This is a genomic window from Archangium minus, from assembly GCF_044360475.1.
Classification (GTDB): Bacteria; Myxococcota; Myxococcia; order Myxococcales; family Myxococcaceae; genus Archangium; species Archangium minus.
The window spans coordinates 8,233,287-8,249,813 of record NZ_CP043494.1; the positions used below are offsets into that span (position 1 = coordinate 8,233,287).

17 protein-coding genes are annotated in these 16,527 nt (G+C 66.3%); 12 read left to right on the forward strand and 5 right to left on the reverse strand.

Annotated features, from left to right (window positions below; all coding sequences use genetic code 11):
* Nucleotides 1-5 precede the first annotated feature (5 nt).
* Together xylF and F0U60_RS33375 are read right to left on the reverse strand one after the other, a co-directional pair.
* On the reverse strand, nt 6-1,049 hold the full coding sequence (xylF, locus tag F0U60_RS33370; RefSeq protein WP_395806037.1) for a D-xylose ABC transporter substrate-binding protein: 1,044 nt from the start codon (nt 1,047-1,049) through the stop codon (nt 6-8).
* 458 nt (nt 1,050-1,507) lie between these two features.
* Nucleotides 1,508-2,704 (reverse strand): ROK family protein, encoded by a 1,197-nt coding sequence (locus F0U60_RS33375; protein ID WP_395806039.1) that lies wholly within the window; start codon nt 2,702-2,704, stop codon nt 1,508-1,510.
* 555 nt (nt 2,705-3,259) lie between these two features.
* Here F0U60_RS33375 and F0U60_RS33380 point away from each other — a divergent pair.
* The 8 genes from F0U60_RS33380 to F0U60_RS33415 all read left to right on the forward strand — a co-directional run bounded on the left by F0U60_RS33380 (nt 3,260) and on the right by F0U60_RS33415 (nt 9,477).
* Complete coding sequence (locus F0U60_RS33380; protein ID WP_395806041.1) at nt 3,260-3,907, forward strand: hypothetical protein; 648 nt, start codon at nt 3,260-3,262, stop codon at nt 3,905-3,907.
* Nucleotides 3,904-4,818, forward strand: coding sequence for a DUF3396 domain-containing protein (locus F0U60_RS33385; protein ID WP_395806043.1), 915 nt, complete (start codon nt 3,904-3,906; stop codon nt 4,816-4,818). The genes F0U60_RS33380 and F0U60_RS33385 overlap by 4 nt, the downstream gene beginning before the upstream one ends.
* A 291-nt stretch (nt 4,819-5,109) precedes the next feature.
* Nucleotides 5,110-5,445 carry a hypothetical protein gene (locus F0U60_RS33390; RefSeq protein ID WP_395806045.1) on the forward strand — a complete coding sequence of 112 codons (336 nt, stop codon included), beginning with the start codon at nt 5,110-5,112 and terminating at the stop codon, nt 5,443-5,445.
* Nucleotides 5,446-5,730: 285 nt separating this feature from the next.
* Nucleotides 5,731-6,429, forward strand: a complete 699-nt coding sequence (locus F0U60_RS33395) for a hypothetical protein (RefSeq protein WP_395806047.1) — start codon at nt 5,731-5,733, stop codon at nt 6,427-6,429.
* A gap of 5 nt (nt 6,430-6,434) precedes the next feature.
* Nucleotides 6,435-7,214 carry a helix-turn-helix transcriptional regulator gene (locus tag F0U60_RS33400; protein WP_395806049.1) on the forward strand — a complete coding sequence of 260 codons (780 nt, stop codon included), beginning with the start codon at nt 6,435-6,437 and terminating at the stop codon, nt 7,212-7,214.
* A 65-nt stretch (nt 7,215-7,279) separates the two neighbouring features.
* Nucleotides 7,280-7,663, forward strand: coding sequence for a DUF3703 domain-containing protein (locus tag F0U60_RS33405; RefSeq protein WP_395806051.1), 384 nt, complete (start codon nt 7,280-7,282; stop codon nt 7,661-7,663).
* An 87-nt stretch (nt 7,664-7,750) separates the two neighbouring features.
* Nucleotides 7,751-8,530 carry a dienelactone hydrolase family protein gene (locus tag F0U60_RS33410; RefSeq protein ID WP_395806053.1) on the forward strand — a complete coding sequence of 260 codons (780 nt, stop codon included), beginning with the start codon at nt 7,751-7,753 and terminating at the stop codon, nt 8,528-8,530.
* 245 nt (nt 8,531-8,775) lie between these two features.
* Nucleotides 8,776-9,477, forward strand: coding sequence for a hypothetical protein (locus F0U60_RS33415; RefSeq protein WP_395806055.1), 702 nt, complete (start codon nt 8,776-8,778; stop codon nt 9,475-9,477).
* On the opposite strand, the gene F0U60_RS33420 is transcribed toward F0U60_RS33415, so the two are convergent.
* Nucleotides 9,478-10,338, reverse strand: a complete 861-nt coding sequence (locus F0U60_RS33420; RefSeq protein ID WP_395806057.1) for an IclR family transcriptional regulator — start codon at nt 10,336-10,338, stop codon at nt 9,478-9,480.
* Between the two features lie 153 nt (nt 10,339-10,491).
* Between F0U60_RS33420 and F0U60_RS33425 the strand changes: the two genes are divergently transcribed.
* Nucleotides 10,492-11,646 carry a quercetin 2,3-dioxygenase gene (locus tag F0U60_RS33425; RefSeq protein WP_395806059.1) on the forward strand — a complete coding sequence of 385 codons (1,155 nt, stop codon included), beginning with the start codon at nt 10,492-10,494 and terminating at the stop codon, nt 11,644-11,646.
* Here the strand turns inward: F0U60_RS33425 and nth are convergent.
* Entirely contained in the window at nt 11,612-12,367 is a 756-nt protein-coding gene (gene nth, locus F0U60_RS33430) for an endonuclease III domain-containing protein (RefSeq protein ID WP_395806061.1), read from the reverse strand. The genes F0U60_RS33425 and nth overlap by 35 nt on opposite strands.
* Nucleotides 12,368-12,534: 167 nt before the next feature.
* Here nth and F0U60_RS33435 point away from each other — a divergent pair, with 167 nt between their 5' ends.
* The 3 genes from F0U60_RS33435 to F0U60_RS33445 all read left to right on the forward strand — a co-directional run bounded on the left by F0U60_RS33435 (nt 12,535) and on the right by F0U60_RS33445 (nt 15,931).
* Nucleotides 12,535-14,391, forward strand: a complete 1,857-nt coding sequence (locus tag F0U60_RS33435) for an ATP-binding protein (RefSeq protein ID WP_395825568.1) — start codon at nt 12,535-12,537, stop codon at nt 14,389-14,391.
* A complete protein-coding gene (locus tag F0U60_RS33440; RefSeq protein WP_395806063.1) occupies nt 14,366-15,091 on the forward strand; it encodes a response regulator transcription factor in 726 nt (241 codons plus the stop codon). Before F0U60_RS33435 ends, F0U60_RS33440 begins: the two co-directional genes overlap by 26 nt.
* 78 nt (nt 15,092-15,169) lie before the next feature.
* On the forward strand, nt 15,170-15,931 hold the full coding sequence (locus F0U60_RS33445; RefSeq protein WP_395806065.1) for an energy transducer TonB: 762 nt from the start codon (nt 15,170-15,172) through the stop codon (nt 15,929-15,931).
* Nucleotides 15,932-15,997: 66 nt separating this feature from the next.
* On the opposite strand, the gene F0U60_RS33450 is transcribed toward F0U60_RS33445, so the two are convergent.
* Entirely contained in the window at nt 15,998-16,480 is a 483-nt protein-coding gene (locus tag F0U60_RS33450; protein WP_395806067.1) for a hypothetical protein, read from the reverse strand.
* Nucleotides 16,481-16,527 lie beyond the last annotated feature (47 nt).

Consider the following 16,527-nt stretch of genomic DNA (forward strand, 5'->3'; position numbering starts at 1 on the left):
GTTTCCTACCTACAGGCTTTCGGCGCCTTCGCGCCGCTCGCGCCTGCGCACACCTGCTGCCTGGTGGCCCAACCCGAGGTGAGGACGTGGTCGAGGTTATCCGCCGTGATAGGTACCGGCTTCAGGAAGACCGCTGAGATAGGCAACTTCTTGGTACCGCCGTTCCAGATGGTCGCGCCCTGGATTGCCGACGGCTTCGTGCCCTTGGCCATCGCGACCGCGAAATTGGCCGCCGCCTCGCCCAGCACGCGGGTGTCCTTGAACACGGTGACCGTCTGCTCGCCGCGGGCAATCCGGTTCAGCGCTGCAATGTCGGCGTCCTGGCCGGACACCGGGACTCCGGTCAAGTTCTGCGCCTTCAGGGCCGCGACCGCGCCTCCAGCAGCACCGTCATTCGAGGCCACCACCGCGTCGACCTTGTTGGAATTGCGCGTGAGGATCTGCTCCATGTTGCGCTGAGCGACTTCCGGCGACCAGCCTTCGGTGTACTGCTCGCCCACCACCTTGATTTTTCCGGCCTGGATGGCGCTTTGCAGGACCTCGAGCTGGCCGCGATGCAGGAAGTCCGAGTTGGGATCGGTCGGCGAGCCCTTGATGAATACGTAGTTCCCCTGTGGCTTGACCTTCAGCACCTCGCGGGCCTGGATGCGGCCCACTTCGACGTTGTCGAACGTGACATACAGCACCCCCGGGTCCTGAATGAGGCGGTCGTACGCCACCACCGGAATGTTCTCCTGACGAGCCCTCTGCACAGCGGGCAGAATGGCGTCGGAGTCATAAGCCAGCACGATCAGCGCGTTGGCGCCGCGCGAGATCAGGCCCTCCACGTCCGACAGCTGCTTTTCGTTGGAACCCTGCGCGTCGGCGCTGATGTACTTCGCACCAAGCTTCTGCAAGGCCGCCTTGAGCGCGGACTCGTCGCGCTTCCAGCGCTCTTCCTGGAAGTTGGACCAGGAGACGCCTACCACCAGGCTCTCTGCGTTTGCGACTCTCGGCACGGCTGCCATGACGGCGAGCCACAACAGGGTGACCCTGCGGTTCAAGCTCATGTGCGTCTCCTCTGGCGCGCCCCCTGGCGCCTTGGCGTTGATATCGACGAATTGGTTTGTTCGATGAACAAACCATAAAGCCGAACGCCAGGCCCGTCAATCAGGAGAATAATGGAAATCATCAGAGGGCCCCCTCATCGCAGCATGAGTGCTGTCGCTAACGAATTCGACATAGCGCGTCATTCATTGCCTGCGGGGCCGTGGCAACCATCGGCCGTGAGCGCGCACGGGCCGGGGAGCTAAAGTAAACCATTAAACAGATGGGCTGGCTGCTCTCCCATGCGGGGGGACGTCTCACAACTGTTCGCCTCAGGAGTGCCGATGGAGCTGACGCAGCGCGCCGAAGAAAAGCGTACCCAATCGCTTTTCAACCTGCGTTGTATTTCTTTGATGCACTGCCAATGGTGAAAGCACATCGGCGCTCACCCGAGGCCCAGACGACCCGCAGGGGGATGACGTCAGGCCATCAGGGCTTCATGCAGCACCGCACCTGCGGCGCCCACAGCGCAAGCATTGATGCCGAAGCGGCAGTGCCGTACTTCGGTGGTGTGGAAGGCGTACCGCGCCTGCAGCCCTGCAAAGCACTCGCGGGCCGCATCGAGAAAGACCGGGCCGAGCTGTACCATGGGGCCGCCAAGCACGAGGACTGCCGGGTCGAGCATGTTGCAGATGTTCTGCATCAGCATGCCCAGATAGCGCCCTGCACGACGCGCGGCCGCCACTGCCGTCGCATCGCCCCCGGCCACCCGACGCGCCAGTTCGTCGATTGGCAGCACGGGGTCTGGGGTGCCCGTAATATCAAGACTGACTGCCCGCTGTGAGATGAAGGTTTCGGCGCAGCCGCGGCTACCGCACCGGCACGGCGGTCCGTCGAGTTGCAGCACCGTATGGCCGACTTCCCCAGCCGTGCCGTCATGACCGAGGTGGAGCCGATCACCGAGAACGATCCCTCCGCCTACACCAATGCCCATGCTCAGGTAGACGAGTGAGTTCGTCTGGGCGCCAGTGCCAAAGACGTACTCGGACAACGCCGCGGCGTTGGCTTCGTTCAGCACCTTCACCGGCGATTGGCGTACGCCGGCTCTCTTCAACGCCTTACACAGCGGCTGCTCGATGTCCTGGTGGTGCCAGCCGAGGTTTGGCACCATGCCCACCCGATGACCGTGCACATCGACGGTTCCTGGAACTCCGACGCTGATCCCCAGGACACGCCAGCCCTGGGCGCACAGCGAAGCGTCCTGTTGAGCGATAAGCCCGGCAAGCGCCGTGAGCGTGGAGCCCAGGTCCGAGGGCGAATACGGTTGCTGACAAGAGCCGAGCAGTTTCCCCTGGAGGTTGCACGCGACCACGTTCAGGTAGTCCACGCCGATCTCGGCACCTAGGAGCGCCAGGCGAGAGGGGTCGAGCTGCAGGGGCGTTGGGCGCCGGCCCACGGCGTTGGATACGGGCGCCTCGGACTCGCACAACCAGCCCTCGTCGATCAATTCCTGCACCAGCAGGCTGACGGTGGACTTCGTCAGCCCGCTGCGCTTGGCGAGGTCCGCCCGCGACAGGCCCGCCTCCTGCCTCACCAACCGGAGTATCGCCGCACTGTTGATTCGCTTGATGAGGCTCTGATTGCCCGTCAGGGCTTCTGCATGTTCGGAAGGCGGCACGTGAAAAAGGGCGAGAAGGAGTTTGTTCGAACATTAGACCAAATGCCTCGGGAAGAGGCCTAGTGAAAAATGGGGGCGCATTGGCGGGTGGCGAGGTGGGTAAAGAGGAGGCCAGGAGGGGTGGTTCGAGACCCCGGCGAGATGGGCGGTTCTCCTCTGAACAGCGCGCCCATCACTTTCCCCCCGCCGCGCCCCCGGCCTGAGGGGCCGAAATTGCGCCCCCCCTCCTATGGGCAAGCAGTCAAGGACGGCCAGGTGCGTTGAGCCGCGGCTGCTCGCATCGTAGCCTCCACTACGGTCAGCCATGCTCCCCAAGAAAACCGAGAGCGAATCGCTCACCCAGAGCCCCGCTGCACGAACCAGCTCCCACCGAAAAATAGAGCTCTCCAGGACGACGCACCTGCGTTCTGGCCAGTCCCTGGAACGCTCGCCACCAGCCTGTTTCTCATGGCCTGCCATGCTGGAGTGGTGGGCTACGGAACACCGAGCCAGTACGCACAGTCCCTCGACTCGGCATCGAGTTCCTGCAGGACCCAACCAGCGCTGTGCGCTCGCATGGCCGGAGAGGAAACCGTCATACCGCAGGCCGCGCAACGCATGGCCGAGATCGGCGCCTCGGCCGCAGCGGCTGGGAGGGCACTGGATGCATGGCAGAGGACCCGCATCGAGCAGGCCCTGACGGAGTGTGCCAACCAGGCCCGCGAGAAGGTGCTCCTCGAGCACATGGACGGCAGGAGCCCCACTCCGGCTGAATGCCTCGAAGAAGGGAAGTTCGGGGGCAAGGTCAGGACGCGAGCCAAATACTTCGGCGAGGAGATGCACAAGGCCGCATTGGAATGTGCCGGGTTGAAATTGAGCGCACTGAGTCCGGGTGGCTTCAGCCTGGAGCCGCGCTACCGCTACAACAAACAGACGGGGCAGCGCGAGCTCATCACGCCCGAGAAAGAAGAGGCCCTTCTGGAAGAGGGCTGCTACAGCGAACTGCGAGGCACCATCAAGCCAGACGTCGTTATCCACTCAGGAAATCCGCGCCTACCTCTAGCTGTGTATGATTTTAAATGTCCCTGTGTGAACAGCAGTAGAGCCTCTTGGTGCTTCTACACCAAGGGGCCTCATCAAGGTCGCTGGCAGAACGCCGTCTATCTGGAAGCATTGGGGGTTGAACCGGAGGCAATCCTCTCCTGGGTGGGAGTCACACCATGAGCGAGTACTGTCCACGCATTCGCGTCTATGGGCCTGCCGGATACAGCATCCTCCGCGACAGCCTGAACCTCAGTTTCTACATCCGCCACCCTCACCCGGAGATAGTGCGGGGAGTTCTCCACTCGTTGGACATCTACCTGAACGAGGTAGGGCCAGGGGCGCTCGGCACATACGCGGATCACGAAGGAGAAATCCAAGAACTCGATGACACCGGATGGAAGCGCATCCGGCGTGAGTTGCTCGAGGAGGAATGGCCCGGCATCCGGTTGTACGATGACTACTCCAGCCGCGAGGACCGGTACGGTTTCGAGTATCTAGGCAAGCCGCTCGGCACACCCGCCTTGGACGACGAACCGAATGCATCGTGCGCGGTGAGCTTCTGGCTTCCCACCGAATACCTGGAGGAGCACGGTCCGGACCGGCTGCGTGAGCTGGCGCTGGAACTGGCCGCCCCTCTGCCCTTCTGCTTCGGACAGGTGGGCTTCGCCTTCAACGGCCAGAAGAGCCTGATAGGCATCAAGGACAGAATCCGAGAGCTGTGCTTCCGCCATCCCGGCATGGACATCCCCGAGCCGAGTTGGCACTCCTGGAAACTCGGTACGCGGGTACGTGGCCCCTCCTGGCTTACCTTCCTGGGCCAGCCCGTGCTGGGCGAACTGGGCGGCGCCGCAGGTCTGCGCTCGCGCCTGTCCTCACCGGGAACCACCGTCCAGGAGATGGAAGGGGAGCGCGCCGTCGTCACCCTCGGCCCGTGGCCGGACGCGGGAGACACCGAGCAGGGCCGCACGCTCCCCGCCTACCGGGAACTGGCGCGCGTCCTGGAACCTTGGCTCTATCATGAGAAGCTCAGCTGGGGGCTCGACTTCCCTCCCGAGGACTTACGCCGCTGGGAGCGCCGCTTCCTCGACTGAGGCTGCGGCGCGATGCGACGCGAGCCGAGCAAGCTCCACGGCAGGTACCCAGCGCTTCAAGCGAACGCATCCAGTAAGCGGCAACGACGGGCGAAGCCGTCCGCCGGCAGCGGGGACGAGTAGCCGCCTCCATCGACGAGGAGTTCGACGCGGTCCACAAGGTCCGCGACGAACCCCACCAGCCCCTCCCCGCATGCTCCAACAGGAACCATGAGCGATTTTCATTTTCGCCGTGGCACTCTGTACCTGCATCCTTTGTTCCCACCCTCATCACCCACCCGGAGGTTGAAAATGAAGAACCTGCGTCATTGCCTGGTCGGATTGTTCCTGCTGACGGGAGCCTGTGGCGGGCCCATCGAGGAGGGGTCCACCGAGCCACCTGCTCCTGGCACCGAGGCCGGGCAGGAGACGTCGGACACCGGAGGGCCGACCAGCCAGGCCTTCTGTGATTACGAGTACAGCTATGGCAGCTGTGGCTCATGCTCGATCCCCGCCAGCGCCACCCCGGGGGAGGTCTCCGCCCTCGCCTACCCTGGCAACACCGTCCGCAAGCGGAACTGCTGCATCACCTCGAGCGGCAGCTATTCGTGCGGGAGCTGGCAGTACGACGGCTGCAGTGCCTGCTAGACGCCCCTGCCCATAGGTAGAAGGTGTCAACTCCCTCCCTACGAGTCGGTTGGCACCTTCACCGGGCCCTGCTGGACGGGCGACGGCATTCTCGACCTGGATCAGGCAGAACGCTCCGGCAACGAATACAAGCTCGCTCGCACGCGGAAACTGTTGAGCTCGAACAAGACGCGATGACGCCGATGGCCGTTCGGTGTCTCGTCATCACCCCTCGCCAGCAGGCGAAGGCTCCGGCAGACTCGCCTTCGAATTGCCCGGGTTCGCCCGCGGCATGCGGAGGGGATCTTGAACACGCAGCCCACATACATCAGGACAGGCGCGGTCCGGCCGCTCGAATGCATCTCGGAGGGCTGGCGGCTCATCCGCGACCAGTACCTCCTGATGGTTGGCATCTCGCTCGTGGGGATCATCATCGCCAGCGCCGTCCCCTTCGGGCTTCTTCAGGGCCCGATGATGTGCGGCATCTACATCTGCCTGTTGGCCCTGGCACGGGGTGAGCGCATCGAATTCGGCACGCTCTTCAAGGGCATGGACCATTTCACGCCAGGCCTCATCGCGACCCTGGTCCAGTTTGTGCCGATGATGCTCGTGATCATCCCCACCACCCTGTTCTTCTTCATCCGCGTCGCCATGGCCATTGGCAGAGACGGGGGTAGACCGCGGCCCGATGTCGCGGAGCTCGTGCCGGGCTTCGTCCTGACAATCCTGATCCTCATGCCGCTCTTGATGGCCCTCATGGCCCTGCTGCTCTTCTCCTATCCGCTCATCGTGGACCGCCGGTTGTCCGGTTGGGAGGCCTGCCGCACGAGCGCACGGGCCGTGCTCGGCAACGTGGGCGGCATCCTGGGCCTGATCCTCCTCAACGCGGTGCTGGGCCTCGTGGGCGGGCTCCTGTGTTACGTCGGCGCCTTCTTCGTGATGCCCATTGGCTTCGCCGCGATCGTCGTGGCGTACCGCCAGATATTCGGCGGGGAAACAGGCTGACGTACGTGGCCACGACCCCCCCGTGGAGAGGGCATCTCTTCTTCGGGCCCGGGCGCCTGCTCTACGCGGGGCCCCTGGGCGAGACGCGGCTGCATGCCCATCACAGCTTCCAGTTGGTGCTCTCGCTCGGTGAGCCGGTCCCGCTGAGTGACTCCCGCCAGCAGGTCAGGGCGTGTGGGGCGGCCGTCATCCCGCCGGACGTCGGGCATGCGGTGGTCGGCGCGGCCAGCGCCGCGGTGCTACTGCACGTCTCCCCTGACGACCTCGTCGGGCGCAACCTCCGGACGCTCGGCCTGGCCAGGGACTCCGTGACCGACTGGCAGCGAGCCGGGGAGCGACTCCTGTCGCTTGTCCCACGGGCGCTACCGCGGCACTGGCACGAGGCCGAGGCGCTCGCGCAGGAGATGATCCGCGTCCTCCAGGTGAACACGGCGGTCCCTCGACCCGCCCACCCGGCGGTGAAGCGACTGCTGCGCCTCCTGCCAGAGATGCTCGAGGACGACGTGAGCCTGGAGGCGCTCGCCGCACGGGTGGGGCTCTCCGCCAGCCGGCTCTCCCACCTCTTCAGCGCCGAGGTGGGCCTCCCTCTCCGGCCCTACATCCTGTGGCTGAGGCTCCACCGCGCCGCCGAGTCCCTGCGCAGGGGAGCGCCCCTCACCACCGCGGCGCACGCGGCGGGCTTCACCGACAGTGCGCATCTGAGCCACACCTTTCGCCGCATGTTCGGGCTGTCCCCCTCGGAGATCGTCGGCGTGGTCGAGTGGGTCCTCCCCCCCACGGAATAGCGAGTTCCTACAAGCGCGCGCATCTCGCTCGCGAGAAGGTGGTGCGGTCACGAAGGAGGGAAGTCATGCCGATGGAGTCGAAACTGCGCGCCGCTTTCGAGGCCGAGTTGCGCCAGGCGGTCGAGGCGGAGCGGGACGGCGGGTTGCCACGTGCCTGGCGTCACCTGGAGCGGGCCCACATCCTGAGTCAGGCCCATGCCGGGCCCCACATCCGGGTGCACTGCCTCATGTTCGGCTTCGGGTGGCGGCGCCGGAACGTGCGCGAGCTGCTCGGACAGCTCGCGAGAATCCTGTTGGCCGGGCCCGGCTCGTGGCTCGGCCGGGCACCGCTCGGCAACACGGGGGGTGCCAACGTGGGCATCCGCACCCCCATGCCGATCCCCGAGGACCTGCGAGCCATTCTCGAAGCGAGCGGGAGCCTGCCGATCCACTCGCGAGGGCAGCCGTAAGCGAAGGGACGTCAGCAAGAAGGATTGGCCAGCGGCCGGGTCTCGGAAATAGTGGCGGACTCAACGAAGCACCTGGGGAGGAGAACCATGGACGACTATTCCAATCGGGCCGCCGGGGCCGTGGCCGAGCACGACGTCGAGCTCAAGACCCCTACTGGCACGGCCGACGCCGCCTTCTTCCACCCGTCGGGCAACGGCCCGTGGCCGGGCGTGCTGCTGTGGCCGGACGCCTTTGGCCTGCGCCCCGCCATGCGCGACATGGGCCGGCGGCTGGCGGCCGAGGGCTATGCCGTTCTTGTGCCCAACCCCTTCTACCGCACCCGCAAGGCGCCGGTGTTCTCGCGGCCGATGGACTTCACCGTCCCCGCCGACCGCGAGGAGATCATGAAGCTCGTGGGCACGCTGAACCAGGACACCGCCTTCACCGACGGCGGCGCCTTCCTGGCCTGGCTGGACCAGCAGCCGCAGGTGAACAAGCGCGCCAAGATCGGGGTGCAGGGCTACTGCATGGGCGGGCCGCTGACCATCCGCACCGCCTCGCTGTCGGAGCGGGTGGGCGCGGGCGCCTCGTTCCACGGCGGCGGCCTGGTCACCCAGGCGCCTGACAGCCCCCACCTGCTGGCCCCGAAGCTCAAGGCCGAGATGCTGATCGCCGTCGCCGCCAACGACGACGAGCGCGACCCGCAGGCCAAGGTCAAGCTCAAGGAGGCGTTCGACGCCGCCAAGGTGAAAAACAAGATCGAGGTCTACAACGGCGCCCAGCACGGCTGGTGCGTGAAGGACATGGCCAGCAGCATCTACAACGAGGCCGCGGCCGAGAAGGCCTGGGCCGAGTTGCTGGCGCTCTACAAGCGCGCCCTGCTCTGATCGAAACCAGCGTTTGAGACAACGGCCGCGGGGGCGACCTCCGCGGCCGTTTTGCTTTGATGAGCAGCGTCCACGGCGATGTCATTGATGACGGCGTACTGGGCTTCCCAGGTTGACCCCGACGGAATTCGAACACGCGGGCTCACCAGGAAGCGCCCCTTCTTGTTCAATGCAACGCAGTTGCTGGTCCGGGGACTCCCGGGCTGGCTCTGGAGTTGCCCGGAAGTGGCTAGGTTGGCTGCGCCATGCGCACCTTCATTCTTCTGGTGTTGATCTCCGCCGCCTCCGCTCGAGCGGAAATGCCCCTGCAGGATCTCCTCAACCGGCTCGGTGAAGCCGAGGAGAAGAAGCTGGCCGTTCCCGGCTGCCGCGTCATCGAGAACTCGGTCACGGAGCAGTTGGACAAGGAGGGGAAGAGCAAGGGACGGCTCACCCGCACCTACGAGGTGATCCGCGCGGGGACGCAGGTCGTCTCACGCAAGAAGCTCTCCGAGAAGGAGGAGGGAGACCTGCTCAGCCAGCTCAAGGCCGAGCCCCAGGATCAGAAGCAGAACGAGGATCCGCGCGGGCAGCTCTCGCCCTTCCACCCCCAGGTCCGCGACGAGTACCAGTTCGAGCAGGCCCCGGGTCCTCGCGAGGGGCTGGTCACGGTGAAGATCACCCCGCGCAAGAAGGACAAGAAGCGGATGAAGGGCACGGCGGTGGTGGAGCCCCAGACGGCCCAGCTCATCTCCATGCACCTGTCCCCGTCCGAGCTGGCCCCCATGCTCGACAGCTTCCAGATCGACTTCGTCTACGGAGACACCCCCTGCGAGCGGGCTCCCACGCAGCTCCAGTTCGCGGGCTCGGGCGGCGTGCTCGTCTACAAGGTGCGCTTCCGCACGCAGGTGAAGGTGTCCGGGCACCAGCGTCTGGATTCCGCCGCGGTGGGTGGCAGCGGCCGCTGATCAGCGGCGGCCCGCGCCCCTGTCCGGCGCAGGACCGAGGCTGGCACCGGCCGCCGCTTCGATCTCATCCCGGCAGCGCGCGAGCTCCTTGCGCAACACGTCGAGCTGCGCATGGAACCGATGCGCTGGGACCGGAATCCCGATGGCATATCGCGCCCCCGCCGCGGTCCGGAGGGCGACGCCGATCGCGCAGATCCCCTCCGCATGCTCCTCGAGCCCATAGGCGAAACCACTCCGACGGACCTCGCGCAGATCCGCCAACAGCGCGGGCATCGTCCGATGGGTCTTTGGAGTGAACGGCTCGAGTCTGGAGCCGACGAGCTGCTCGACCTCCTCGTCCGACAGCTCGGCCAGTAGCGCCTTGCCGTGGGCGGTGCAGTACATCGGAAGGACCCCGCCCACCGGATAGACGACGTTCAGCTCCCGGTCGCCTCGACTCTGCGCCACGGAGACGACCTGGTGGCCCTTCATGACCGACAGGTCCACCGTCTCATGGACGCGACGGCTGAGCGCCTCGAGGTGCGGCTGAGCAATCGAGACCAGGTCCGTCTGGGAGGAAGCGGCCAGCAACCCCAGCATCGGGCCCAGTCTCACGCCCTCGCTCTCACCTCCCGCGGTCACGAGTTGCTCGGCCTCGAGCGCTCCCACGATTCGTTGCACCGTCGAGCGCGGCAGTCCCACCCGCTTCGCGATCTGTCCCAGGCTCAGCCCCTTCGGTTGCCCCGCGAGCGCCCGAAGGATGGCCGCCGCCCGCGCAATCACCTGGATCTGCCCGCTGCGTCCATCGCGGCTCTCCTCGGCCGCATCGGCCTCCGCGGACTCCTGGTCCGTTCGCCCCTTCCCGCTCCTTTGGTTTGACATTCCACCCTCCGGACTCTACTTTCGTATCGCAGAACGATACTCTGTACCACGATACGGTACAGGTCAAGTCCTCACTCTCGAGAGAAGGGGCATCCAGGGGCGCACGCGGTTCCGTGCCGGCCCTGGGCCCTCTCCTGCTCGAAGGAGATCGGTATGAGCTACGAGTCGAAGAAGAGGCCGGGCCTCCTGGGCGCAGCCATGGCGTTGACGATGGTTTTCGGGCCGCTTCAGGGCGCCTACGCCCAGGACACGGAAAAGGCTGGCAAGGGCATCGACATCCAGAAGGTCGTGCCTGAAGGCAAACTGCCAGGCCAACAACTTCCCTATTACATCAGGAACGGCGAGGGCGAGCGCTACCTGGTGGGTGGAATGGTCGCGGCCTTGATCGCGAGAGGCGAGGACACGGGAGAGCATTTCGAGGCCGCCATCCTGACAGGCGGAAAGAATGCGAGCTTTCCGCTGCACACGCACGCGCGCTCACACGAGGCCCTCTACATCCTCGACGGTGAAGTCGAGCTCTGGCTCGGGGGTCAGCACTACCTGATGATCCGCGGTGACTACGCCAGCATCCCCCAGGGAACGCCGCATGCGTTCAAGATGCTGGGTCACCGGACCCAGATCCTCTCATGGAACACGGGTAAAGAGATTGGCCCCATCTACAAGACCCTCGGCCAACCCTTCGCGGGCTATGTCCAGCCGGAGAAGGTCAATCCCGACATCTCCAAGGAGCTGTTGAAGAAGGCCGAAGCCAGCGCGGACGTTCGTTTCGAGAGCAAGGCGCCGAGCAAGAGCACGCCCCAGCGCGTTCGCAATGGCGTGGTCCCCGACAAGAAGGTCCCCTACGTTCTCGCCTCGGGTGAAGGACAGCGGCTGGTCGCGGGAGATCAACTCTTCTCCTTCCTCGGGGACCAGCAGGTCAGTGATGGCAAGTTCATCGCCGTCATGACCGAAGGTCCTGCCGGGCCGATGATCCCCGCGCACTACCATGAGAAGCACACGGAGAACTTCTTCTGTCTCGATGGAAGCATGACCATGCGGGTCAATAACGAGACGCTGACGATGTATCCGGGTGATTTCGCCCACGTTCCCGCGCGCACGATTCACGCCTACCAGCTCAACAATCACTACACTCGGTTCATCGGCTTCCTGACGCCGGGGCTCTTCGAGCCGTTCTTCAGAACCCTGGGGGACAAGTACGACGGCTATGTGTATCCGCAGAAGCCCTACCCGTTCCGGTTCGATCGGGTCCTCTCGAAGTTGAATGAGCTGGACCTCAAGGTCCTGGAAGCACCAGCCGCCCAGAAGTGACTCGGGCGAGACGGGCCTGACCCGTGGGGCACAGGTCCAGCACAGCGCACCGCTGGCACGCGGGCTCCCGGAAGAAGCAACACCGCTGCCCGTGCAGCATCAGCGCCTCGTGGTTGTCATAGAGGCGCTGCGCGTCCCAGTCCGACGGGAGCTGGGCCTCGAGCAGCCGGTGGGCCGGACCCACCAGCGTGGTCTCGGGAATCAGCCCCAGCCTTACCGCGACCCGGTGGTGGTGGCTGTCCACCGGCAGCGCCGGCATCCGCAGGCGGCTGAACAGCAGCGTCGCGGCGCTCGACTTCGGCCCCACCCCAGGCAGGCGCTCCAGCCAGTCCCGCGCCTCGCGCACGGGCAGCTCCCCCAGGAAGTCCAGCGACAGGTCGCCGTTGCGGAGCTCCGTGATGCGCCTCAGCACCTGCTGGATGCGGGGCGCCTTCTGCTCCGGCCACGTCACCGCGGCAATGGCCTCCTGGACCTGGACACAGGGAGCATCCCGTACCTCCTCCCAGGTGGGGAAGCGCGCGCGGAGCTGGCGGAAGGCCGCGCCGCTGGAGGCGTTGCGCGTGCGGTGGCTCAGCAGTGCCGAGACGAGCTCACCGAGCGGCTCCTGCGTGCGGAAGAAAGGGATGGGACAGCCATAGACGGCGCACAGGCGCTCGTGCACCCGCAGCGCCTTCTCGCTCGGTGCCGGGGACGTCTCGGGAAACAACGGGAGAGATGGCATGGAGGGGTCCGACTTTTGAAGTCACCCCTTCATCCTTCGCATCCCCTCCCCTCCTGGCGAGTCCCTTCCGTCCCTTGGTGCGGCGGCCAACCGGACGAGCACACCTTGGCTCGTACGATGACGGACCCGCCATGCACACGTATGATGCCCGTGGCCCTCGGGCCCTCATGCTGCGCCGGCTCCTTCCTACGCTCATCGCCATCGGCTGCGGCCTCCTCGCCCTCTCCTTCGGGCTGGTGGCCCTCCAGCGCATCTTCGCCCAGGAGCGTGAGGACTCTCGCGCCCAGCTCCGCTCTCGCCGGGATGCGCTCGAGGAGTACGCCACCCAGGCCCTGCGGCACACGTTCAGTAAGCAGTTGGAGGGAAACCTCACCGCCCTCCATGCCGCCATGGGCGACCCGCTCGCCCCCAGCGAGGGCTTCTTCCTCCAGTTCCGCGGACACCAGTTCCTGCCCCGCCTCACCCTCTCCACTCCCGGTGCGCGTACCCCCGCCCGGCGCCAATACCGGGAGCTCAGCCGCGCCCTCACCGAGGGCACCCCGGCGGAGCCCTGGGTGGAGCGGCTGAGCCGGCTGCGCGCCGTGGAGGCGGCGCTCACTGCGAAGAAGCTCACCCTGGCCAACAGGCTCTCTGATGACCTGCTGCGCTACCACGCCGAGCACCCCCTCCCCCCAGAGCAGGAGCTGCCCTTCGTCCTCCTCCTGTTGGAGCGGCTCCAGCGCGGCCCGTCCACCCCGCCCCTCGTCCGCGCGCTCCTGCGCGATGGGCTCCCGGAGGACCTCGGCGGCATCGAGCGCTCCGCGGGCCTGCAGCGCGATCTCCTCCGCGAGCGCTGGCGCTTCACCCAGCCCGACTTCAACTTCCTGCTCGCCCACGTCGTGCGGGTGAGCACCGCGCTCGGCGAGCCCTCTGCTGACTTCCTGGCGCGTGCCCAGGAGCCCGGCACCGGCATGCTCATGCTGCCCGAGGGCCTCAACGGCCCCACCCTCATCGGCGAGCGCTGGTACGTAGAGCGAAAGGGGGAGGTGGTACGTGGCCTCGCCGTAGACCTCGACGCGCTCCTGCGCGACCTGGCCCGGGATATGAGCGAGCGCGGTCATTTCGGTAAGGGCGGCTCGTTGCGGCTGAAGCATCCCGACGCCGTTCAGCCGCTCGAGACCCTGCGGCTGGAGGTCTCCGTCCCTGAATGGACCGCCGCTGAGGCGGCCATCGAGCAGCGCTACGGGCTGAAGACGATCTTGGTCGCCGTCTGCGGCGCGCTCGCGGTGGCCATTGGGGTGATGGCGGTGGTGGCCCAGCGCGGCCGCTACCGCTACATCGAGCTCAAGAGCGACTTCGTGGCCACCGTCTCCCACGAGCTGCGCACCCCGCTGGCCTCCATCCGCCTGCTCGCGGAGACGCTCGAGCGCAAGCTCTCCAAGGCCCCCGAGATGCGCGAATATCCCGAGCGCATCATCCAGGCCGCCGACGGGCTGCACTTCCTCGTCGAGAACATCCTGTCCTTCAACCGCATCGACAAGGGCCGCTGGAACATCAAGCCCACCCGCATCAAGTTCGACGAGTCCATCGCCATGCTCCGCTCGGATCTCGTGGACAACACCTCCGTCCCCGTCCGGCTCACCGCCGACGTGGGCGACGCAGAGTTCAAGTTCGACCCGTCCCTGCTGCGCCTGCTGCTCATCAACCTCGCGCGAAACGCCTGCGCCTACAACCGCCGCAGCCCCGTGGAGCTCTCCATCCGCGCCTACCCCCACCCCCGCCCAGGCTATGGGTGCGTGGTGCTCTTCAGCGACAACGGCATCGGCATCCCCAAGCACGAGTGGGAGAACGTCTTCCGCGACTTCTACCGGCTGGACTCGCAGGGCTCCGAGGTCCATGGCAGTGGCCTCGGGCTCGCGCTGTGCCGAAGAATCATGGCCCTCCACGGGGGCTCCATCGCCATCGAGAATTCCAGCCCCCAGGGCACCACCTTCTCCCTCTTCTTCCCCGAAACCCGCCATGAACGCCCCGAGCAGCCCTCCTAGTCCCCACCCCTCCATCCTCGTCGTCGAGGACGATGCGAACCTGCGGATTGGCCTGCGCGACAACCTGCAGGACGAGGGCTACGAGGTCGCCGTGGCCACCCACGCCCGCGAGGCCGAGCCGCTCATTCGCGAGCGCGCCTTTGATCTGCTCATCCTCGACGTCATGCTCCCGGGCGAGGACGGCTACTCCTTCTGCCGGCGGCTGCGCGCCAGCGGCGTCCAGGCCATGGTGCTGATGCTCACCGCGCGCTCGCTCGAGGACGACATCGTCCGCGGCTTCGAGGCCGGCGCCCAGGACTACCTCACCAAGCCCTACCGGCTGCGCGAGCTGCTCGCCCGCGTGGGCGCCCTGGTGCGCCGGGCGGGCGGCGCCCCTCCCCAGGTCATGTCCTTCGCCGGCTACACCTTGGATCTCGGCAAGCGCGCCCTCTCCCGCACCGACGGCGGGCTCATCGATCTCACCCGCACCGAGTTTGAGCTGCTCGTCTTCCTCCTCAAGCACCGCGACCGCGCCCTGACTCGGGGCGAAATCCTGGATGCCGTGTGGGGCCGGGACGTCGTCGTGGACCCGCGCACCGTGGACAACTTCGTCTCCAACCTGAAGAAGAAGCTCGGCTGGACGAGCGCCTCCTCCTTCACCATCCACACCATCCGAGGGGTCGGCTACCGGCTGGAGCTCGAGTCCATGACAAAACCATGACGAAGAAATGGCCGACCCAAGGCCACCGACCCTCCGCGGATCCGTAGCTTGAACGGTGTCAGCCAGGAGGGAGTCCAAGTGTTCCAGTCGGTCATCAATCAGCCGGGGTTGAGCGCGGGTCGGTTCGGGACGGGGATGTGGGTGTCCTTGATGGTGCACGCAGGCGTGTTCGCGGGCGTGCTGGGCCTTTCCGGCAAGGCGGTGGAGCAGCTCCAGCGGACGGAACCGGAGCTCGTGTTCAACGTCCCCCAGCCGCCCCGGGGCAACCCGAATCCGCCCAAGGCCGTGACGGCGCCCTCCGCGCCCAAGCCCAAGAAGCCCAAGGCCGAGCTGGTCCAGCCCAAGAAGATCCCGCCGCCGATCGCGGAGTCGCAGCAGAAGGTCGAGACGACTCCGCCTCCCGAGGACACGGAACCCGACGAGGCCAGTGACCTGCCTTATATCCCTGGCAGCCACCCTGACAGCCGCTGCACCGAGAACTGTGTGCCGGGCGTCAAGGACGTCATCGGAAGCATCATCCCCAGTAACGTCGTTGGAGGGACGGGCGAGGATGTGCTCCCGTTCGGTGCCGGGATGACTCCGCCGCAGCTGATGTCCACCGGCGTGACGCTCCAGTACACGTCGGAGGCGCTCCATGCCCGCGTCAGCGGCGTCGTCATCGCCAAGTGCACCATCACCCGTGAAGGCGACGTCGAGAACTGCCGCATCATCAAGGGGCAGCCCTTCATGGACGAGGCGGTGCTGGAGTCGCTGACGAGCCGCCACTACCGCCCGGTGACCTACCAGGGCCGCCCTGTCAGCGTGACCTACACCTTCACCGTGAACCTCAAGCTGCCCTGAGCGCTACCCGGACTCCATCGCGGCGCAGCCAGCGAGAATCCAGGCAGGAGAAGACGGGGGCGACTCTCACTTCCTGGGATGGAACTTCGACGCGATCGGGTCCGACGTACCGGCATCCTTCCAGGAGAGATGCTTGTCCGCCGAGGGCGCGTTCTCGGTGGACTCGGAAGGATGATGCGCCACCTGCACCGTGACGGACACGGTGCGCAGGTTGCCGGAGTAATCCGTGGCACGGATGTAGAGCGGGTGGCTGCCCTCCACCACGGCCGCAAGCTCCTTCGTGCCCTTGTAGATCATGGAGTCCCGGTCCAGGCACAGCGGCGTCCAGGCGCCCGTGGTGGAGCCGAACTGGTACTCCACGCTCCGCACCCCCGAGCCCGTGGGCCCATCGTCCGCCCGGACTGCGATCTCCACCCGTCCGTTGAGGGACGCGCCCGTGAGGGGCTGGACCACCGCCACGCGCGGGGAAGACGAGTACAGGCCGAGCACCGCCGCCAAGAGGTGCGCGCCCACCAGGGACGCGATGCCCAGCGAAGGAAGCCACGTCATCCCAACTTCCGGCCTCAGCCCGCGATATGTCGTCCGTGCCATCGGGC